Annotated in this window: 20 protein-coding genes, 1 other RNA gene and 1 pseudogene; 7 read left to right on the top strand and 15 right to left on the bottom strand. The window is 61.4% G+C overall.

The features are described 5' to 3' along the window. Nucleotides 1-52: 52 nt before the first annotated feature. Entirely contained in the window at nucleotides 53-631 is a 579-nt protein-coding gene (locus tag J2T55_RS08595; protein ID WP_259055653.1) for a class GN sortase, read from the bottom strand. Continuing rightward, nucleotides 624-2,663 carry a marine proteobacterial sortase target protein gene (locus J2T55_RS08590; RefSeq protein ID WP_259055652.1) on the bottom strand — a complete coding sequence of 680 codons (2,040 nt, stop codon included), beginning with the start codon at nucleotides 2,661-2,663 and terminating at the stop codon, nucleotides 624-626. The genes J2T55_RS08595 and J2T55_RS08590 overlap by 8 nt, the downstream gene beginning before the upstream one ends. Nucleotides 2,664-2,947: 284 nt before the next feature. Between J2T55_RS08590 and J2T55_RS13205 the strand changes: the two genes are divergently transcribed. Then, nucleotides 2,948-3,229, top strand: a complete 282-nt coding sequence (locus J2T55_RS13205; protein ID WP_310521983.1) for a DUF1289 domain-containing protein — start codon at nucleotides 2,948-2,950, stop codon at nucleotides 3,227-3,229. Here J2T55_RS13205 and hpf read toward each other — a convergent pair. From hpf to hrcA, 6 genes are all read right to left on the bottom strand, one after another. Then, nucleotides 3,208-3,546 carry a ribosome hibernation-promoting factor, HPF/YfiA family gene (gene hpf / locus J2T55_RS08580; RefSeq protein ID WP_259055651.1) on the bottom strand — a complete coding sequence of 113 codons (339 nt, stop codon included), beginning with the start codon at nucleotides 3,544-3,546 and terminating at the stop codon, nucleotides 3,208-3,210. The two genes, J2T55_RS13205 and hpf, sit on opposite strands and share 22 nt — an antisense overlap. 70 nt (nucleotides 3,547-3,616) lie before the next feature. Further along, nucleotides 3,617-4,420, bottom strand: a complete 804-nt coding sequence (gene dapB, locus J2T55_RS08575; RefSeq protein WP_259055649.1) for a 4-hydroxy-tetrahydrodipicolinate reductase — start codon at nucleotides 4,418-4,420, stop codon at nucleotides 3,617-3,619. Between the two features lie 253 nt (nucleotides 4,421-4,673). Next, a complete protein-coding gene (gene dnaJ, locus J2T55_RS08570) occupies nucleotides 4,674-5,804 on the bottom strand; it encodes a molecular chaperone DnaJ (protein ID WP_259055648.1) in 1,131 nt (376 codons plus the stop codon). Between the two features lie 125 nt (nucleotides 5,805-5,929). Next, nucleotides 5,930-7,867: a molecular chaperone DnaK gene (gene dnaK, locus J2T55_RS08565; protein ID WP_259055647.1), complete on the bottom strand. Its 1,938-nt coding sequence runs from the start codon at nucleotides 7,865-7,867 to the stop codon at nucleotides 5,930-5,932. 104 nt (nucleotides 7,868-7,971) lie between these two features. Further along, the gene (gene grpE / locus J2T55_RS08560; RefSeq protein WP_259055646.1) at nucleotides 7,972-8,586 is read right to left on the bottom strand and encodes a nucleotide exchange factor GrpE; all 615 of its coding nucleotides are present in this window, start codon (nucleotides 8,584-8,586) and stop codon (nucleotides 7,972-7,974) included. A gap of 73 nt (nucleotides 8,587-8,659) precedes the next feature. After that, nucleotides 8,660-9,712, bottom strand: a complete 1,053-nt coding sequence (gene hrcA, locus J2T55_RS08555; RefSeq protein WP_259055645.1) for a heat-inducible transcriptional repressor HrcA — start codon at nucleotides 9,710-9,712, stop codon at nucleotides 8,660-8,662. A 144-nt stretch (nucleotides 9,713-9,856) separates the two neighbouring features. Between hrcA and J2T55_RS08550 the strand changes: the two genes are divergently transcribed. Both J2T55_RS08550 and recN read left to right on the top strand, forming a co-directional pair. Continuing rightward, entirely contained in the window at nucleotides 9,857-10,729 is an 873-nt protein-coding gene (locus J2T55_RS08550) for an NAD(+) kinase (RefSeq protein ID WP_259055644.1), read from the top strand. Between the two features lie 157 nt (nucleotides 10,730-10,886). After that, on the top strand, nucleotides 10,887-12,551 hold the full coding sequence (recN, locus tag J2T55_RS08545; RefSeq protein WP_259055643.1) for a DNA repair protein RecN: 1,665 nt from the start codon (nucleotides 10,887-10,889) through the stop codon (nucleotides 12,549-12,551). A 114-nt stretch (nucleotides 12,552-12,665) separates the two neighbouring features. On the opposite strand, the gene fur is transcribed toward recN, so the two are convergent. Next, nucleotides 12,666-13,073, bottom strand: coding sequence for a ferric iron uptake transcriptional regulator (gene fur / locus J2T55_RS08540; protein WP_259055641.1), 408 nt, complete (start codon nucleotides 13,071-13,073; stop codon nucleotides 12,666-12,668). A 215-nt stretch (nucleotides 13,074-13,288) separates the two neighbouring features. On the opposite strand from fur, the gene J2T55_RS08535 reads away from it, so the two are divergent. Beyond that, entirely contained in the window at nucleotides 13,289-13,870 is a 582-nt protein-coding gene (locus tag J2T55_RS08535; protein WP_259055640.1) for an outer membrane protein assembly factor BamE, read from the top strand. Beyond that, nucleotides 13,821-14,741 (top strand): cobalamin-binding protein, encoded by a 921-nt coding sequence (locus J2T55_RS08530; RefSeq protein WP_259055639.1) that lies wholly within the window; start codon nucleotides 13,821-13,823, stop codon nucleotides 14,739-14,741. The genes J2T55_RS08535 and J2T55_RS08530 overlap by 50 nt, the downstream gene beginning before the upstream one ends. A gap of 15 nt (nucleotides 14,742-14,756) precedes the next feature. Here the strand turns inward: J2T55_RS08530 and J2T55_RS08525 are convergent, their stop codons facing one another. The 5 genes from J2T55_RS08525 to J2T55_RS08505 are packed head-to-tail and all read right to left on the bottom strand — an operon-like array spanning nucleotide 14,757 to nucleotide 18,598. After that, a complete protein-coding gene (locus J2T55_RS08525; RefSeq protein ID WP_259055638.1) occupies nucleotides 14,757-15,524 on the bottom strand; it encodes an ABC transporter ATP-binding protein in 768 nt (255 codons plus the stop codon). Next, nucleotides 15,521-16,498 (bottom strand): FecCD family ABC transporter permease, encoded by a 978-nt coding sequence (locus J2T55_RS08520; RefSeq protein ID WP_259055637.1) that lies wholly within the window; start codon nucleotides 16,496-16,498, stop codon nucleotides 15,521-15,523. Before J2T55_RS08520 ends, J2T55_RS08525 begins: the two co-directional genes overlap by 4 nt. A 3-nt stretch (nucleotides 16,499-16,501) precedes the next feature. Beyond that, nucleotides 16,502-16,792 carry an RnfH family protein gene (locus tag J2T55_RS08515; protein WP_259055636.1) on the bottom strand — a complete coding sequence of 97 codons (291 nt, stop codon included), beginning with the start codon at nucleotides 16,790-16,792 and terminating at the stop codon, nucleotides 16,502-16,504. After that, complete coding sequence (locus tag J2T55_RS08510; RefSeq protein ID WP_407660070.1) at nucleotides 16,785-17,213, bottom strand: type II toxin-antitoxin system RatA family toxin; 429 nt, start codon at nucleotides 17,211-17,213, stop codon at nucleotides 16,785-16,787. Before J2T55_RS08510 ends, J2T55_RS08515 begins: the two co-directional genes overlap by 8 nt. 14 nt (nucleotides 17,214-17,227) lie before the next feature. Beyond that, a complete protein-coding gene (locus J2T55_RS08505; RefSeq protein WP_259055634.1) occupies nucleotides 17,228-18,598 on the bottom strand; it encodes a sodium-dependent transporter in 1,371 nt (456 codons plus the stop codon). 118 nt (nucleotides 18,599-18,716) lie between these two features. On the opposite strand from J2T55_RS08505, the gene smpB reads away from it, so the two are divergent. Both smpB and ssrA read left to right on the top strand, forming a co-directional pair. After that, complete coding sequence (smpB, locus tag J2T55_RS08500; RefSeq protein ID WP_259055633.1) at nucleotides 18,717-19,196, top strand: SsrA-binding protein SmpB; 480 nt, start codon at nucleotides 18,717-18,719, stop codon at nucleotides 19,194-19,196. Between the two features lie 164 nt (nucleotides 19,197-19,360). Then, nucleotides 19,361-19,717, top strand: a transfer-messenger RNA (tmRNA) gene (ssrA, locus tag J2T55_RS08495). Between the two features lie 37 nt (nucleotides 19,718-19,754). On the opposite strand, the pseudogene J2T55_RS08490 reads toward ssrA, so the two are convergent. Beyond that, nucleotides 19,755-20,021, bottom strand: a pseudogene (locus J2T55_RS08490) (IS4 family transposase); the annotation flags it as partial.

The raw sequence follows: 20,021 nt of genomic DNA, 5'->3' as shown, positions 1-20,021 counted from the left end.
TGGCGCCTACTATAGTCAGAAGCGGCTAGCCGAGTCCACGTATAAAGCCGGCTCAGATCGTCACGGGATCATGATGGTTGGATTGTGGCGTGGCGGTAACGACAAAGCGCAACGGGCCACCGGCACGCAGGGCGTCGAACGGATAGCAGGTCACCAATACCAGCGCTGGCGCTGCGCCGGCGGCGTGCAATGACGCCTGGCGGCTGTCGACCACCTGTCGCAGCTGCACCCGAAAGATCGTTTCCCTACCGTGCATGTCGGTCAACGTCAGCCGGTCGCCGTGTTTGACCCGGCGCAGGAAGGCAAAATGCGTATCGCGATGGCCGGCTGCCAGCAACAGCGAGCCATGGCGCTGCAGGCCGGGACCGAACGGCAGGGCCGCGGCACTCGCGCCGTCGAGCACGTAGAGGTCAATTTCGTCACGCCACTGCAGACGTGCCACCGGCCAGGTATCGGCCCAGGACCACGGCTTCACCGGTGCCTGTCGTACCAGCGTCTGCTGCCAGGCCCGTGCGATCAGGTGCTGCGCCAGTTCCGCCTTGAGCAGTATCCAGGCGCCACTACCGAACTGCCATATTCCCAGAATCAGCAGTACGAACAGCAGATAACTACCGGGCCGCAACCTAACCATGACGCGGCCGGCGATTTTGCCACCAGTTCACAAAGGCGAGCAGCAACAGCAACACGCCGATCAACATGTTGAATCGACTGTCGGTTGCCGTGGCCGGCCAGGCATAGGGCTGCGCGCTCTGGCCATGCGGACGCGCATTCAGAACGGATTCCCGTTCCAGGTCGGCGTCGAGCGAGCGAACCGGCGTTTTGTCGACAGCGAGAAAACTCGTGTACGGACTCAGGAGCTGATGCGCCAGAGCAGTCTCGAGCACGTCGGCCCGCACCGCCTCCGCATCCCGGCCGCTGATCTTTTCATCCAGCAAAGCGGCGATTTTTCGCCGCGCCCAGACGCTGGCGACACCGCTGCTGTCGTCGCGTGCGGTCAAAGGCAGGCGTCGTTGCCAGCGCTGGCCGGTGGTACGACCGTTGAGGGTGACCGCGCCGCTGATGTCGTCGAGGCGCGCCGCCAGCAACAGCACCTCGCCCTGGTACAGATCCGGTATTGGTGCCGGATAGGCTTCGGCCTCTACTCCAGCGGGCCAGTCGACCGTCAGATCACCGGCGACCGGATGCTCAAGCTTGCCGAACAGCTCGGCCATGCGCGCGCCGACCTCATCCACCGCGCCGATATACGTATAACTGCCACGACCGAATTCGGCGGCCTTGCGCATGAAGTGACTGTTCGGTGCCGAGCCGATACCCACCGTGAACAACCGCGAGCGGCCGAGTTTCTCGTCGATCAGCCCGAACAGAGCCGCCTCGTTGCCGACGGCGCCATCGGTAATGAACAGAACCTGGCGCAAAAGCGATTCGTCGGCCGCCTGTTGCGACAGCGCCATATCGAGGGCGGCGCGCATCTCGGTGCCGCCGCCGGCTTCCAGGTTCGCCACGTATTCCCTTGCCCGGTCGATATGTTCACGGCTGGCCGGCCGGCTGTCGCGGAACAGGGCCTGCGGCCGGTTGTTGAATTCGATGACGTTGAAGCGATCGCCCGGCCGCAGCTTGTCCAGCGCCAGCGACAGGCCGGCGCGGGCCTGCCGGATCGAGGCACCGCCCATGGAACCGGAGGTATCGATCACCAAAATCATCTCGCGCGGCAACACCTGTTCCTGTTCAGTCCGGGCGGGCGGCACCAGCATCAGCAGACCGTAGTGTTCCCCGGCCAGCGTCTCGGTGAACCAGGCGGCCTGTGGCTGGCGGCCGGTATCGGGCCGCCAGCGCAGTTCGAAATCGCGCGTCATCGACACCGGACCGCCACGCAATGCAACCCGGTAGCGTTGCTCGTCGCGGTCGACGCGAATGTCGTGCCAGGGACTGTCGATCGCGGCCAGTGGCATGCCGGCGTCGATCTCGGCCTGGATGGTTATCGGATTCACGATCCGGCTGTCCGTCGCCGGATGCGGATCCTGCAACGGCGTGATACGTGCCGCGTCCGGCACCTGGTCGGTATTGTAGGACCAGCCGTCGCCGTCCACCGCCGTGACGGTCTCGTCAGCACCTGCGTTCAGCGCCGCGCCTGGTATATAACGCGGCGTTACCGTCATCGGGAAACGCAGGCTGAATTCACCGCTGTCGTACTGCAGCGTCTCGACATACACCAGTTCCACCGCGATCGTCTCACCCGGCGCGATATTGGCCACGGACACGGTGAACAGGTTCGGACGCTCCTGCTCGACCAGCCCCGCCCGTTTGCCTTCGCTTTTGGCCGCCTGGTAGTCGCGCTGTGCCTCGGCACGCTCGCGGATCTCGCCTTCGATAACACGCTCGCCCACCCGGATGCGCATGTCACGCACCGCCGCCTGTTCCGGCAGCGGGAATACGTACACCGCCTCACGCCAGTCATCGCCCGTATTGCGAAAAGACTGCTGCAGGGTAACGTTAGCGATCAAACCGCTGACGCGGAAATCGACACGGCTGTCGAGCATCACGGCGCGCTCGTAGCCGCCGGCGTGCCTGAACAGCAATTCGCCGGCGTCAACCTGTTCCGGTGACACGCCGTCACCGGTCACGGATTGCCGGGCCGTCACAACCTCGTTCGCAACAAGAAACAACACAATAATCAGGACAAGCTGCAGCCCGATCCTGACGCTTGCGGGCCAGCGCGGTCGCGAAGACCGCTGCCGCCCGGTTTGATTTATGCCCCGCATACCGACCTCCGTACCGGTAAATGTCGGACCATTAAAACGCCGGAGGCTGACCGGGACCGGTCGGCAGAATGACGAAGCACGGGATTATTGTGGCGAAAAAATGGCGGCCGCTATGCGGGATAATTCAGTGACGGCGGGAGTCACACGCGGCACCGGTTTCAACCAACAGCGACTATTGGCCTGCCCGAATGTACGAATTGCTGACCAAGAACCCCTGCATCGATATCTGCGAATTCAACAAGAAGAATATCTGCAAGGCCTGCGGCCGCACGAAGGCGGAAAAGAAAGGCTGGAAAAACCTGAGCAAGCAGGAAAAACATGCTGTGTGGCTGCGCATCCTGGAAACGCACGCCAGCGGCGACAAGAAAAAGGCGCGCAAGCTGCGCGCCCGTTATGAAAAGGTCAGCCGCGCGAGCGGCCACCGGCAAACAGACGCGCCGGCACCCGATCAATCAAGCGGCGGCACCTGATCATCAGGCCGCTTTTCCTTGCGACTGTCGATCGCATGTTCGAGGGCATGGGACAGTTTGTCCACCGCACCCTTGACGGCATCGTAAATATCGGCGGCGGTCGTCTCGGCCACTACCGGATCGATGCCGGCCACCCGCGCCTCCATAGTACAGTGCTTGTCGACGCCGCCCTTGTTCGCGTTGATGTCACTAACGAAGATACGCATCCGGGTAATGCGATCGCCCCAACGCCGATCAATCTTATCGAGCTTCTTCTCGGCGAATTCCTGCAGGGCGTCAGAATGATCAAGATGCTCGTACTGCCACTCGATTTGCATAATTTACGCTAGCTCCATTCGGAAAACATTTACAGGTTCGACGCACTCAGTCGCCGACGGTTTCCGGCCATCAGCGCAGGCCGAGCACATCCTGCATATCGAATGCGCCGGCGCCGCGGCTCTGTACCCACTGTGCGGCACGTACGGCACCCGAGGCGAAGGTCTTGCGACTGCTGGCCTTGTGCGAGATCTCGATGCGTTCACCATTCAGCGCGAACATCACGGTATGCTCGCCGACAATATCGCCGGCACGGATGGTCTCGAAGCCGATAGTGTTCTTGTCGCGCGGCCCGGTAATACCCTCACGGCCATAGATGGCGCACTCTTTCAGATCACGACCGAGCTGTTCGGCGACGATCTCGCCCATGCGCAGTGAGGTGCCGGACGGCGCATCCTTCTTTTCGCGGTGGTGCGCTTCGATAATCTCGATGTCGGCATCCTCGCCGACGGCGCGTGCCGCCATTTCCAGCAGCTTGAAGGTGAGATTCACGCCGGCGCTCATGTTCGGCGCCAGCACCACGCCGATAGACGCACCGGCCTCGCGAATGGTCTGCTTTTCACCGTCGCTCAGGCCGGTAGTGCCAATGACAATGGCCTTGCCGTGCTCACGGCACTTGTCGATATTCTTCATCGTCGCCTGGGGTACGGTGAAATCGATGAGTACGTCAAAGTCCGCGGCGACCCGGGCGATGTCGTCGCTGATGGCCACGCCCAGCTTGCCGACCCCCGCGGCCTCGCCGGCGTCGGCCCCGATCAGACTGGAGCCCTGCACCTCGATTGCAGCACCCAGCTCGACCCCGGCCGTCTCATGGATAACCTCGATGATGGTCTTGCCCATACGGCCGGCAGCCCCGGCAACAGCTATGCGAGTCATGTTTTTTTATTCCCCATTAGTTTCAAGTTTGGGTCAATGGCAGTCTTTTCTCGTTCCTCGTCCCTCTCGGGAACAAATGATGCAAATACTCATGACAAAATCTATCCCTTAAATTCTGCAGCGCAGGAACCAATTGCACCGACATACATTTCCCGCAAGAACCCTTCTCCACCACCACCGGTCCAGTCTTCACTTTCCACGAGCAACGAGCGACGAGGAACGAGGAACGAGCGACGCGCTTGCGCCACGCGCCTCACAATTTCATATCCTCGAAAAACCGCTTCACGCCATCAAACCAGGAAGACTCGCGCGGGCTGTGCTTGGCGCTGTCTTCGCGCATGGCCTCATCGAACTGTTCCAGCAATTCCTTCTGCTTCTTGTTCAGGTTGACCGGCGTTTCCACCATGGTCTTGCAGATCAGGTCACCCTTGGCAGCGCTGCGTACCGTGCGCACGCCCTTGCCGCGCAGGCGGAACAGCTTGCCGCTTTGCGTCTCGCTCGGCACCTTCAGTGTCACCCGGCCGTCCAGCGTCGGCACTTCCAGTTCGCCGCCGAGGACGGCGGTGGCGAAGCTGATCGGTACCTCGCAATAGAGATCGGCGCCATCGCGGGTAAAGATCGGGTGTTCCTTGACGCGTACCTGAACATACAGGTCGCCGGCCGGTCCGCCATTGATACCGGCCTCGCCCTCGTTGGCCAGGCGAATACGATCGCCGTCGTCGACACCCGGCGGCACCTTGACCGAGATGGTCTTATTGTCGCGTACGCGGCCTTCACCGCGACAGGCGGTGCAGTGGTCCTCGACCACGCGGCCCTGGCCGCGACAGGCCGGACAGGTCTGCTGAATGGCAAAAAAGCCCTGCTGCATGCGCACCTGGCCAGCGCCCCCGCAGGTCGAACAGGTGACCGGTGAGCTGCCCGGCTTGGCGCCGGAGCCACGACAGGTATCACAACCGACCAGCTTGGGCACCCGGATCTTGACCGTGGTACCGCTGACCGCCTCTTCCAGTGACAGCTCAAGGTCGTAGCGCAGGTCGGAGCCGCGAAAGACCTGTTCGCCGCCGCGGCCGCCACCAAAGATATCGCCGAAGACACTGTCAAAAATATCGCCAAAGCCGCTGAAGCCGCCGCCGTACTGGCCACCGCCGCCAGCGGCACCTTCAACACCGGCATGGCCGAACTGATCATAGGCCTGGCGTTTCTGGCTGTCGGACAGCACATCGTAGGCCGTCTGAATTTCCTTGAACTGTTCGACTGCCGATTCATCGTCCGGATTACGGTCCGGATGATATTTCATCGCCAGCTTGCGATAGGCTTTCTTGATCTCGTCGTTGCTGGCCCCGCGTTCTATACCGAGGACTTCGTAATAATCACGTTTGGCCATTAGCCGCCGATCCTTATCGTTTCGTATTCAATTAAAACTAAAACAGACGCCCGGACGAAGCATATCGGGGATATGCCGCGCGCCGGGCGGGGTTTACTCCAGCTGTAACGGAAACGGATTACAGCTTATTTCTTGCTGTCGTCGACTTCCTCGAATTCGGCATCGACCACATCGTCGTCGGAGCCGGACTCGTCCGAACCGCTACCACCGGTCTCGCCAGACTGCGCCTGCTCGCTTTCCGCCTGTTGCTTGTAGGCGCGCTCGGCAAGCTTACCGCTGAGCTCGGCCAGTTTCTGGGTTTTTTCGTCGATGGCTTCCTTGTCATCACCCTTCATGGCTTCCTCAACGTCGCTGATTGCGGACTCGATGTCGGTTTTCTCCTGCTCCTCGATCTGGTCCTCGCCGAGGTCCTGCATCGACTTGCGCACCGCATGAATCATGTTGTCCGCCTGGTTGCGCGAATCGACCAGCTCGCGTGCCTTCTTGTCATCCTCGGCATGCGCCTCGGCGTCCTTGACCATGTTCTCGATCTCTTCCTCGGTCAGACCGGAGGAAGCCTTGATCTCGATCTTGTTCTCCTTGCCGGTCGCCTTGTCCTTCGCCGACACGTGCATGATGCCATTGGCGTCGATATCGAACGTGACTTCGATCTGCGGCGTACCGCGCGGTGCCGGCGGAATATCGGTCAGGTCGAAACGGCCCAGCGACTTGTTACCGGAGGCCATTTCGCGCTCACCCTGCAGCACATGCACGGTCACCGCGTTCTGATTGTCTTCGGCGGTGGAGAACACTTGGCTCGCCTTGGTCGGAATGGTGGTGTTCTTTTCGATGAGCTTGGTCATCACGCCACCCAGGGTCTCGATACCCAGCGACAGCGGCGTCACGTCCAGCAGCAGCACGTCCTTGACGTCGCCGCCGAGCACGCCGGCCTGGATACCGGCACCGATGGCCACGGCCTCGTCCGGATTGACGTCCTTGCGCGGTTCCTTGCCAAAGAACTCCTGTACCTTTTCCTGCACCTTCGGCATGCGGGTCTGACCACCGACCAGAATGACGTCGGTGATGTCACCCGTGCTCAGGCCGGCATCCTTGATGGCGGTCTTGCAGGGCTCGATCGTGCGATCGACCAGATCCTCGACCAGCGACTCGAGCTTGGCACGGGTCAGCTTCATGTTCAGATGCTTCGGCCCGGCCTGATCCGCCGTGATGTACGGCAGGTTGATGTCGGTCTGCTGACTCGAGGACAGCTCAATCTTGGCCTTCTCGGCGGCTTCCTTCAGACGCTGCAGGGCCAGCGGATCGTTGTTCAGGTCGATGCCGCTTTCCTTTTTAAAGGAATCGATCAGGTGATTGATGACACGCAGGTCAAAGTCCTCACCGCCGAGGAAGGTATCGCCGCTGGTGGACAGCACCTCGAACTGGTTCTCGCCGTCGACGTCAGCGATCTCGATAATGGAGATATCGAACGTGCCGCCGCCCAGGTCGAACACGGCGATCTTGGCGTCACCGCGCTTCTTGTCCATGCCATAGGCCAGCGACGCCGCGGTCGGCTCGTTGATGATGCGCTTGACCTCGAGACCGGCGATCTTGCCGGCGTCCTTGGTCGCCTGGCGCTGCGAGTCGTTGAAATAGGCCGGCACGGTGATCACCGCCTCGGTCACTTCCTCACCGAGATATTCCTCGGCGGTCTTCTTCATCTTCATGAGCACGCGCGCGGAGATTTCCGGCGGCGCCATCTTCTTGTCCTTCACCTCAACCCAGGCGTCGCCATTGTCAGCCTTGACGATCTTGTACGGCACCATCTTGATGTCACGCTGGACAACGTCGTCGTCATACTGGCGCCCGATCAGGCGCTTGATCGCGTACAGCGTGTTGTGCGGATTGGTCACCGCCTGACGCTTGGCCGACTGGCCGACGAGAACCTCATCGTCCTCTGTGTAGGCGACGATCGACGGTGTCGTGCGGGTACCCTCGCTGTTCTCGATGACCTTCGGCTTGCCGCCCTCAAGCACCGAGACACAGGAGTTGGTCGTGCCCAGATCAATGCCGATTATTTTTCCCATTTCAGAAACTCTCCAGAATCGTATCGCTAAATTACTGATTTAAATAACTGTTTAGTTACCCCGCTATATGGGGGGCACGGGCTGCCATTTCAAGGGCCGCAGGGCTACTTGGCCACCACGACCATGGCCGGACGTACCAGCCGATCGTTCAGTGTGTAGCCCTTCTGCACCACGGTGATGACCGTGTTGCTCTCGGCCTCGGCGCTTTCCTGCATCGAAACCGCCTCATGCAGTTCCGGATTGAACTTCTCACCCTGCGGATTGACCGTCTCAACACCGAACTTGGCCACCGCATCGAGCAGCTTCTTCAGTGTCAGTTCCATACCCTCGCGCAGGCTGGCGGCCTCTTCGCCGCTGTTCTCGCCGGCAGCATTGATGCCCAGTTCCAGGCTGTCGATAACCGGCAACAGCTCGGCGACGAACTTGTCCAGCGCGTACTTGTGCGCCTGCTCGACATCACGGCTGGTCCGCTTGCGCAGGTTGTCCATCTCGGCCTGCAATCGCACCAGATTGCTCCAGTGCTCCTCGGCCTTGGCCCGCGCGGCGTTCAGCTCCGCCTGCAGCACTGCCGGATCGTCGGATTCCGGCGTCACGGCTGCGCTCGCGTCTTCCTCAAGCACCTCGCCGGCGACCGCTGTTTCCTCCTCGGGCGCCTGGGCGTCGTGGTCGGATCCGGCCTGGCCGGATCCCGCGGTTGTCTGTTCTGAATGGCTCGCCATGATGACCTCTTTGATTTAAGACAAAAAAACCCTGCGGCCGCCGCGGCGGCCGGTATTGCCTCTACTTGGGGACTCAGGAATCTGAATTCAAGGCCGTACCGAGCATTTTCGCCGTGACATCGACGATCGGGATGACCCGCTCGTAAGGCATGCGCGTCGGCCCGATGACGCCGAGCACGCCGAGAATCTCGCCATCGGCCTCGTACGGCGAGGTGACCACGCTGCAGGCGTCCAGCACTTCGTAGCCGGATTCCTCGCCAATGAAGATCTGCAGGCCGCGGGCATGGATGGCCTGGTCCAGCAGGTGCAGGATGTCGCGTTTCTGGCTGAAAATCTCGAACAGACGCTTGAGCTTGTCGACGTCGCACAGCTCAGCCACTTCCATCAGGTTGGTCTGGCCAGCCATCAAGTAGTCACCGTGGCCGTCGCCCTTGATGATGGCGCTACCGGCCATCTCGATGGCGGTCTGCATGACGTGATTGACGTCGTCCTTGGCCTTTTGCAGCTCGCGCAGGATGTCCTCGCGGACGTTGTTCAGATCCTTGCCGATGAAGTGACTGTTGACGTAGTTCGAAGCACGCTGCAGCTCCGCCGTGCTGTACGGCTTGGCCGTCTGGATAATGCGGTTTTGCACCTCGCGATCGCTCATGACCAGGATCACCAGCACCCGGTTGTCCGACAGCTTGACGAACTCGACATGCTGCAGCGACTTATGCTCGGTGCGCGGCAGCATGACAATGCCAGCCAGGTGCGTGATCTCGGACAGCATCGACGAGGTGCGCTCGAGCAGCGACTTGATGTCGGCGCCGGGATCCAGCTCGCTGGCGATGCGCTTCATCTCGGCGCTATCGAGCTTGTCGATGCGCATCAGACTGTCGACAAAGAAGCGATAGCCCTTGGCGGTCGGAATGCGCCCGGATGAGGTATGCGGCGAGGTGATCAGCCCCATATCCTCGAGGTCCGCCATCACATTACGAATGGTTGCCGGACTCAGGTCCAGGTCCGTCTCGCGCGCCAGTGTCCGCGAACCTACCGGCTGGCCCTGGTTGATGTAATGCTCCACCAGAGCCTTGAACAGGTGCACGCTGCGTTCGGATAATTCCTTATGAGTCTTGGACTTGGGCATGCCATGTGGAGTCGGGTTGGACGCTGATTGGCAATGAATTTAGCACTCTCCCGTTGAGAGTGTCAAAACGTGTTGGCGACCACTGGCGGCCATGCTAAGTTTGACGGCCATCTGCCCGGAGACCCGTACAAGGGTTAGAATTTCATGTTTGAACGTATTGGCCTGATCGCCAAACAGGGCGCTGTTGAAATCCGCGATACGCTGAGTTATCTCGTCCAGTATCTGCAGGATCGCAAACGGCACCTGATCATCGACGAGTGCTGTGCCGAGATCCTCGGCCGCGACGACCTGGAAACGATTGCGGCGGTCGACATGGGCCAGCACTGTGATCTGGCCATTGCCGTCGGCGGCGACGGCACCATGCTCAAGGCAGCGCATAAGCTGTCGCAGCAGCAGGTACCGTTGCTGGGCATCAATCTCGGCCGGCTGGGCTTTCTGGCGGATATCCCGGCGGACGCCATTTCTGAACACCTCGATGTCATTCTCAACGGCGACTATGACGAGGACGTGCGCTGCCTGATCCAGGCGACCGTACATCGCCAGGGCAAGGTGATTCACGAGTGCGAGGCCATCAACGACATCATCATTCAGAAATGGAACACCGCCCGGCTGATCGAATTCGATACCCACATCGACGGTACGCTGGTGAACTGCCAGCGCTCCGACGGTCTGATCATTGCCACGCCGACCGGCTCGACTGCCTACGCCCTGTCCGCCGGCGGACCGATACTGCACCCGCGCCTGGATGCCATGCTGCTGGTGCCGATCGCCCCGCACAACCTGAGCAACCGGCCGATCGTCGTCGATGGCCAGGCCGAAATCGAGATCAGTGTCGTCACCCAGGAAGCCGACCAGGCGCGGCTGACCGCCGATGGCGACAGTCAACTGGAACTGGCGCCCGGTGACCGCCTGCTGATCAAGAAAAAGGACAAGGCGATCCACCTGATCCACCCGGCCAACTACGAACACTTCCGCCTGCTGCGCACCAAGCTGCACTGGGGGCGGGAACTGTGTTGAACGCGTTCCTCGTCACTCGTTCCTCGTCACTCGTGGACATGGCGACGAGCGCGCCGCGATCATTCGAGGAACGAGGCAAGAGGGACGATGGACGATCACCGTTTTACAGGATCGCGAAATCGTTTGCTCCATCACCAGTCGGTTAGGCGTCGCCACCATGCTCACCGCTCTCCACATCCGCAACTTTGCCGTCATCGACGAGGTCGAGCTGCACTTCGGTGCCGGCATGACCGTGCTCACGGGTGAAACCGGCGCCGGCAAATCGATCATTGTCGACGCGCTCGGTCTCATCCTAGGCGACCGCGCCGATTCGGCCTTGCTGCGCGCCGGTGCCGAGCGCTGCGAGCTGAGCGCCACCTTCAATATCACCGGCAACGCGCCGTTGCAGGAGCTGCTCGAGGAACAGGCCATCAGCGGCGGCGACGACGAGCTGCTGATTCGCCGCGTCATCAATGCCGACGGCCGTTCCAAAGCGTTCGTCAACGGCAGCCAGGTCGCCCTGCAAACCCTGAAACCGATGGGCGAGCTGCTCATCGACATTCATGGCCAGCACGCCCATCAGTCATTACTCAAGCGTGACGCCCAGCGCCAGCTGCTGGACGAGCAGGGCGACTACGCTGCATTACTCGCCGAGGTCGCCGATCTGTACCGCCAGTGGCGCGACGTCTGTCAGCAGCTGGACAACCTGGCCGGCCTCGGCGAGGACCGCGAGGCAAAACTGGAACTGCTGCGCTACCAGGTCCAGGAACTACAGAGCCTGAATCCGCAGCCGGATGAATTCGAGGCACTCGACCAGGAGTACACCCGGCTGGCGAATGCCAGTCGCCTGGTGGAAGGTGCGCAGTCCGCCTACAGCCGGCTGGCCGACGACGATCAGGCCATCAGCGTGCTGGCCAAGCGTATCGAGCGGGAACTGCGCGAACTCGGCCGTTACGACGAGCGCCTGATCGCAGTGGCCGACCTGCTGGACAACAGCGTGATTCAGCTCAATGAAGCCGGCGACGAACTGCGCCATTACCTCGACCGTCTGGAGCTGGATCCGGAACGCCTGCAGCAGGTCGAACAGCGGCTTTCCGCCATGCACGACCTGGCGCGCAAGCATCACATCCAGCCCGAGACCCTGGCGGACCACCTGCAGTCACTCAGCGAGCAGTTGCAACAGCTCGAGGCCAGTGACGAGCACTACGCCCAACTCAGGGATCAACAACAGAAACTGCTGGACCAGTACCACGCTGCCTGCACGCGGCTGCACAAGGAACGTCAGAAGACCGCCGCGGCACTCGGCCAGACGGTCACCGAGCAGATCCGCGAACTCGGCATGGCCGGCGGTGAATTTGTGATCGACGTTCAGGCAGAAACCGAGGCACGCCCCAGCGTTCATGGCCAGGACCGCATCGACTTTCTGGTCAGCGCCAATCCCGGCCAGCCGCCGCGACCGCTGGCCAAAGTCGCCTCGGGCGGCGAACTGTCGCGCATCAGCCTCGCCCTGCAGGTCAGGGCCAGCGACAGCAGCGGCGCGGCCAGCATGATCTTTGACGAAGTCGACGCCGGCATCGGCGGCGGGGTGGCCGAGATCGTCGGTCAGCTATTGCGCCAGATCGGCGAACATCACCAGGTCTTCTGTGTCACCCACCTGCCGCAGGTAGCCTCGCTCGGCCACGCGCACCTGCGCGTACTGAAAATGACCGGCGACAGTGAAACCCGCACGCGGGTCGCAACCCTGTCGGCCGAGGAACGTGTCGAGGAGATTGCCCGCATGCTGGGCGGGCTGAAGATTACCGAGCAGACCCGGGCCCATGCCCGGGAGATGCTGGCTGGATGATGGGCGTGGCGCTGCGCGCGTGCCTCGTTTCTCGTCGCTCGTTCCTCGTAAACGGCTAGGGCGCTGCTCCTACACGCTTCTTTCGAGGAACGAGGCACGAACGACGAGGGACGATTATTTCTTCTTCTTCGGCTTCACGTACAGCACCAGGCTGTGGTCGACCAGCTCGTAGCCGTGCTTGTCGGCGATTTCGTGCTGCAGCTTTTCGATCTGCTCGTTCTGGAACTCGATCACCTTGCCGGTTTCGGCACAGATCATATGGTCGTGATGTTCGCCCTCGTTGACCTCGAACACCGAATGGCCACTATCGAAGTGGTGCCGCATGACGAGTCCGGCAGCCTCAAATTGGGTCAGCACGCGGTAGATAGTGGCAAGGCCCACTTCCTCGCCGGCATCCATCAGTGCCTTGTAGACATCCTCGGCACTCATATGCTTCTGGTCGGAATCCTCAAGAATCTGCAGAATACGTATGCGCGGCAGCGTCGCCTTGAGTCCGACTTTTTTGAGATCCTGTGCTTCCACAAATCGCTCCTGAGTCTGGGCTTGGTATATTCAGCGAATTGCCAAAGGCGTTATTCTAACAGGCCCGGCAACAGCACTGGCAGGGCCCGGCCGGCCAGCAATGCAAATTATACGCAATCCGGGCCGGAAAATCTGCGCGCAGTCATTTATAATCAGGGGCTCGACAGGCCCGCCGACAGCGCCTACAGTCACGCAACCATCGAGCCGTACGAATTATGCACGCATTCAAGCGCCTATCAGCCAGCTTCCTTGTTACCTGCGCCCTCCTGATGGTGGGCGCCTGTGCCGACTATAACTGGAAAATGCCCGGTGTCTATCGCATCCCTATTCAACAGGGGGCGGTGCTTGAACAGTCAATGTTCAATCGGCTGGAACCCGGCATGAACAAGGATCAGGTGCGCTACATCATGGGCTCACCGGTGCTCGTCGATCCGTTCCGTAATAACCGCTGGGAGTATATCTATAGCTTCCAGAAGGGCAGCGACAAGGTCCGCGAACAGCGCCATGTTACCCTGTACTTTGACGACGAGGATCGCCTGGCCCAGGTCGATGGCGACGTCGTCGTCGGCGATCCGAAATTGCGCACCGACATCGATACGGCCGACGACGACAAGCAGGCGGAAACCTACGTCGTGCCCGATCGCAGCAAGCCGGGCTTTTTCGCCCGTCTGTTCAGCGGCGACCCCGGTAGCGACGGCGGCGCGCGGCGGCGTCAGGAAGAAAGCGTGCAGATGCCGACCGGCGGCGGTGGACAACAACCGGCGCCCGGTGGACAGCCTGCCCCGGGTGGTCCCTGATACGTTCACTCGCCTGACCCTGTTTGCCGGGCTGCTGCTGCTTGCCTCCGCCGGCAGCGCAGTACAGGTCACGGATGCAACCGGACAGCGGCTGGAACTGGCGCAGCCTGCCACACGCATCGTCAGCCTGGCGCCGCACCTGACCGAGCTGCTGTTCGCTATCGGCGCCGGTGACACGATCATCGCCACTGTCAGCCACAGCGACTATCCGGCCGCCGCCCGCAACATACCGCGTATCGGCAACTACACCCGCTTCGACAACGAACGGCTCGTGGCCCTGCAGCCGGATTTGGTGCTCGGCTGGCAAAGCGGTAACCCCGCCGGCCAGCTCCAGCGACTGCGTGCGCTGGGTCTGGCCGTGCATGTCTCCGAACCGCGGCAGCTCACGGACATCGCCCGCCTGCTGGAAACGCTGGGCAAACTGACCGGCCACCGGGCAACCGCGACAAGTGCCGCCGACGACTACCGCGCCCGACTGGCAGCGCTGCATAAGCGTTACCGGGACCGGCCGCCCATCAGTGTGTTTTACCAGATATGGCACCAGCCCCTGATTACGGTCGGCGGTGCTCACGTGCTTAACGAAGTGATCGAGCTCTGCGGCGGCCGCAACGTATTCGCCACCAGCACGCGGCTGGCACCGCGGGTAGCGACCGAAGCCGTACTGGCTGCGCGCCCGCAGGTCATCGTTGCCAGCGGCCCGGATGGACAAAGGCCGCAGTGGCTGGATGACTGGCGTCACTGGTCACAACTGCCGGCGGTTCGCGACGAACACCTCTACCACATCAACCCCGATCACCTGCAACGCCACAGCCCGCGCATTCTCGACGGCACGGCACAACTGTGCCGGATCCTCGAGGAGGCACGTGGATGAACGGCGACTGCCGGCTCAGTCCGGCTGGTACCAGCAGTGAACGCCGTCGTACACCGCGTGTACCGGATAATCGTAAAGCCGGCTGACAGTGTGCTCCGACAGCGTCTCGGCCACCGGGCCGGTACAGACGTCGCCGCTCCCGAACATGAGGATGACGTGGCTGCAGAAACGCTGCGCCAGGTTAACGTCGTGCAGGCTCATCAACAGCCCGCCCAGGCCCTCGCGCGTCAGTTCACACAGGTAGGCGAACAGGCGCATCTGGTGGCGCAGATCGAGATGGTTGCTCGGCTCATCCAGCAGCATCACGCGCGGCGACTGCACCAGCAACGTGGCCAGTGCCAGGCGCCGGCGTTCGCCGCCGGAGAGGGTATCGACGCGGCGCGCTTCTAGCCCCTGCAGACCGACCCGCGCCAGCGCCTGGCGCGCGAGCTCGTGATCATGCGCGCTTTCGAACTCCCAGAACCGCAGGTACGGGTGGCGGCCACTCAACACCGTCTCCAGCACGCTGGCCGGAAAGGTATCCTGGCTGTCCTGGAACAGCACGCCGCGGTAGCGGGCCAGCTCGCGTGCTGACCAGTCAGCGAGCGGCCGATCGTTGATGCGGACATGGCCGGCATCGGCGGGTCGCAGGCCGGCCAGCGTGTGCAACAGCATGGTCTTGCCAACACCGTTGGCACCGAGCAGTGCCCAGCATTCGCCCGGTTGCATGCGAAAATCCAGACCGCGGCAAAGCGGCCGGCCGGCGACGCGGATGTCGAGCTTGCTGCTTGCCAGCAACGTCATGAGTGCTGCGCGCCGGCCTGACGCTGCATGAGATAAAGAAACAGCGGTACGCCAATGAAGGCAGTCAGCACACCGACCGGCAGCTGCTGCGGCGCCAGCAGGCTGCGCGCCAGCGTATCGGCCACCACCACCAGGCTGCCGCCGGCAAGCACGCTGGCAGGCACCAGCAGGCGATGGTCGGTACCGAGGTACAGGCGCATCAGGTGCGGTACCACCAGCCCGACGAACCCGATCGTGCCGGCCAGCATCACCGCGGTCGCGGTCAGCAGGGCGCCGAGCAGGTACAGGATCAGCCGCAGCCGCAAAACCGCTACGCCCAGTGCGGCCGCCTCCATGTCACCACGCTGCAGCAGGTTCAATTGCCGGCCCAGCAACAGGGCGATCACGACTCCGGCCAGCAGGATCAACAGTGGCGACCAGGTGAACGGCGCCTGGCCGAGGTCGCCCATCAGCCAGAACAGCATGCCGCGCAACGATTGATCCGGACTGATCGTCAATAACAGGCTGACCAGGGCGCCCCAGCCGGCAGCGACCACAACCCCGGTCAACAACAGCCGCAGCGGCTGCCAGTCACCCTGCGCGTGTGCCAGGGCAAACACCAGCAGCATGGATGCAAGCGAACCGAGCAACGAGGCGCCACTGACCCAGTAACCGGCGACACCGGCCATGAGTGCCAGCAACGCACCGACAGCCGCACCACCGGAAACACCGAGAATATAGGGTTCGGCCAGCGGATTGCGCAGCAACACCTGCATGAGCACACCGGCCAGCGCTAGCAGCGCACCGACGACGAAGCCGTTGGCCAGGCGCGGCAGTCGCAGATCCCAGATGACCTGTGCCAGCTGCGGCTCGCCGTGGCCGCCGAGAATACGCAGCAGCTCGGCAATGGCTATCTCGACACTGCCGGTCAACAACCCGTACAGCAGGCTGCCGAGGGTGACAACCAATAACAACAACAGGCGGCGACTGACCATGCGCTAATCGCCGCGGCGCGCGGCCGCACGCCGGCGCCGGGCTTCCTTGGGATCGATTTCGAGCGGCCGGTAAACTTCGACGCGATCGCCGTCGCCGAGCGGGGTTTCGAGCGAGCACACCTGACCGAAGACACCGACGCGATTGACATCAAGATCGATCTGCGGGCACTGCGCCAGCAGCCCGGAGGCCTCGATAGCCTGCTTCAGGTTGCTACCGGCGGGTAATTGCAGCGGGATACAGTAGGCCCGTTCGGGCGTGGCGTAGGCAACTTCAACGTGAATGGTCTCAGCCATACATATCGTGGGCGCGTTGAATGAAGGCATCCATCAGCGTGTTGGCAAATTTATTGAACGGCCCGCCCAGCGCCAGTCTGGTGAGCGTGTTCTTGAATTCGAAACGCATATCGAGGCTGACATGGCAGCCGGCGTCCAGCGGCTGAAACTTCCAGAAACCGGTCAGGTGCTTGAACGGCCCCTCGACGAGTTCCATGACCACCGAATCATACGGCTGCAGACGGTTGCGGGTGGTGAAATGCTGATGCAGCTTGCCCACTGCCAGCGACACGCGTGCCTGCACCTCGGCGTCACTTTCCTGCAGCACCTCCACGTTATCGCACCATGGCAGGAACTGCGGATAGGATGCCACATCAGTGACAAGCGCATACATTTGGGCGGCGCCATAGGGCACCTGGGCAGAACGATGGATTTCCGTCACGAGTCTGGTAAAGATTAGCCGAGATTGATGATGCCGGTGGCCTGCAGGAATACCAGCGCGACACCGACCGGCGCAATATAGCGGGTGGCAAAACGCCACATATGATACCCAGGACTTTCCCCCAATCCCAGCTCATCGGCGCTGGAGCTGCGCTTCATGATCCAGGCGGCAAAGACCGCCGTCAGCAAACCGCCAAGCGGCAGCATGATATTCGTGGTCAAGTATTCGACCAACTCGAAGAAAGTCTTGCCGAACAGCTTGTTGTCGGCCATGAGATTGAACGACAGCAACGAGCCGATGCCCATGACCCAGGCAATGCAGCCGGCAATGATCGAGGCATTGATGCGGCGGATGCCGCGGTTCTCCGACAGCCAGGCGACCGCCGGTTCCAGTAACGAAATCGACGAACTCCAGGCAGCGAAGGTCAATAGCACGAAAAACAGCGTCCCGAACAACGTGCCATAGGGCATCTGTCCGAACGCGATGGGCAGAGTCTGGAAAATCAGGCCGCTGCCCTGACCCGCCTCGAGGCCGTAGCTGAAAACGAGCGGAAATATTGCCAGGCCGGCGAGAATGGCAACCCCGGAATCCATCGCCGCGATCGCCAGCGCTGTGCGCGGTATCGACGCCTTGGCCGGCAGATACGATCCGTAGATCATGATCGCGCCCATGCCCAGGCTCAGGCTGAAGAACGCCTGCCCCAGTGCGGCCAGTATCGCCTCGGTTTCGATTCTGGCGAAGTCCGGCCGGAACAGGTACTGCATGGCCTCGACAAAACCCGGCGTACTCATGGCATACCCCACCATGACTACCAGCAGAATAAACAGGGCCGGCATGAGAATGCGGGTGGCCTTTTCCAGACCGTGCTGTACCCCGCGCGCGACGACCACGGTGGTCATCACCATGAACAGCGTATGCCAGGCCAGCAGGCGTTCAGCGTCACCGATAAGGGCGTTGAACGTGTTACTGGTGTCTGTTGCCGTGACCCCGGCAAACGTGCCGCCAATCGCGCGAACCACGTACGCCAGCGTCCAGCCGCCGACGACACTGTAAAAAGACAGGATCAGAAAGCCGGCGACAACACCCATCCAGCCCAGATAGCCCCACTGGGGCCTGGCGCCCTCCTCTTCGGCGAGCGTGCGCATGGTGTTGATCGGGCTTTGCCGGCCGCGACGGCCAAGCAGCACCTCCGACATCAGTATCGGCACGCCCAGACCGATGATGCAGACCAGGTAAATCAGTACAAACGCACCACCGCCATATTCCCCGGTGATGTAGGGAAATCGCCAGATGTTGCCGAGTCCCACGGCTGAGCCAGTGGCGGCAAGAATGAACGCCCAGCGGGAAGACCACTGGCCATGGATGGATTGTCGTGGACGGGCCATTGTTGTGTTTTTTCTCCTGGTCACGACAGCCGGCAGGCGTGAACCGCCGCAGGACTGTTATAATCCGGCGCTTTATATCGAATGGCCGAACCCCCAAATCAAGACCACACTATAATTTATGGCTGGCAAAGCAAACAAGAAAGACACCAGCAGCACCATCGCACTGAACAAGAAGGCGCGCCACGACTATTTCATCGAGGAGCGTTTCGAGGCTGGTGTCGTCCTGGAGGGCTGGGAAGTCAAGAGTCTGCGCGCCGGCAAGGTCCAGATCCGGGATTCCTACGTGTTGCTCAAGGATGGTGAGGCATTCCTGTTCGGCGCCCTGATCACGCCCCTGCCGACCGCCTCGACGCATATCCAGCCGGACCCGCAGCGCACGCGCAAGTTGCTGCTGCACCGACGCGAAATCGCCAAGCTGGTTGGCGCAGCCGAACGCAAGGGCTATACCGTCGTCGCGACAGCCATGTACTGGAAAGCCGGCCGCGCCAAGGTCGAGATCGGTCTGGCCAAGGGTAAGAAGGAGCACGACAAGCGCGCCGTGGAGAAGGACCGTGACTGGCAACGGGAGAAACAGCGGCTGCTGCGCCACAAAGCCTGAAATACCGCATTACTTATTGATTTAAAAGGAAATAACTGTTTGTGGAACCCGGGCGTCCAGAAAGCGTCCCATACAGTGCTATTATTTCCTCCTCTATTACACTAAAGTCAGGGGCGCCCCCGCTGGGGGCGCCCGATGATTTTTGCTACAATCGAGTTTCTCTTGGGGGCGACCTGGCTTCGACGTGGGTCACAAAACCTAAGGAGCATGCCGAGGCGCAGACTACCTCGTAAATCCAGCTGCAACCAATATAGTTGCCAACGACGACAACTACGCCTTAGCCGCTTAAACCCGGCTAATGCTCGACTGAAGCCGTGCTTGTGCGTTCAGGTTTCGAGTATCATATCTCACAAGATCGCGATGAAGTCAGTCCGGGACGGATTCGCTAAAACCTAACGGACTCGCTGTCTGTGCTCCCTGTTGCCCGGGTAGCAGACAGTTAAATCAATAGGACAACTAAGCATGTAGAACCGAGGGCGGAGGACCCGCGGACGCGAGTTCGATTCTCGCCGCCTCCACCAATATAAGTAAAAAGGCCACCCTTGCGGTTAATACCATTCAGTTAAGGCAGTTGCGTTTTTTAGGATGGATGGGATATTGGGTTTTATTTCTTCTGACGGCCCTCGGTTTCGGGGGCCGTTTTCGTTCGGGGACAATAAACTGTTTCACGTTGTGGCGCAGGTCGCGAAGTTTTTTCGGGATGCTGCCGGGTGAAGCGATGGCGCACCAGAGGAACTCGTCCTGGATGTAGCGTAATGCCATGACAAAGGAGATGCGCTGCGGCGGCACGTCGGCGTCACTGGCGATGCGGGTTATCTCCAGCCG

Source organism: Methylohalomonas lacus (assembly GCF_024808875.1).
Lineage (GTDB): Bacteria > Pseudomonadota > Gammaproteobacteria > Methylohalomonadales > Methylohalomonadaceae > Methylohalomonas > Methylohalomonas lacus.
The sequence above is the reverse complement of the archived record's forward strand: the minus strand, read 5'-3'. Positions and strand labels throughout refer to the sequence as shown.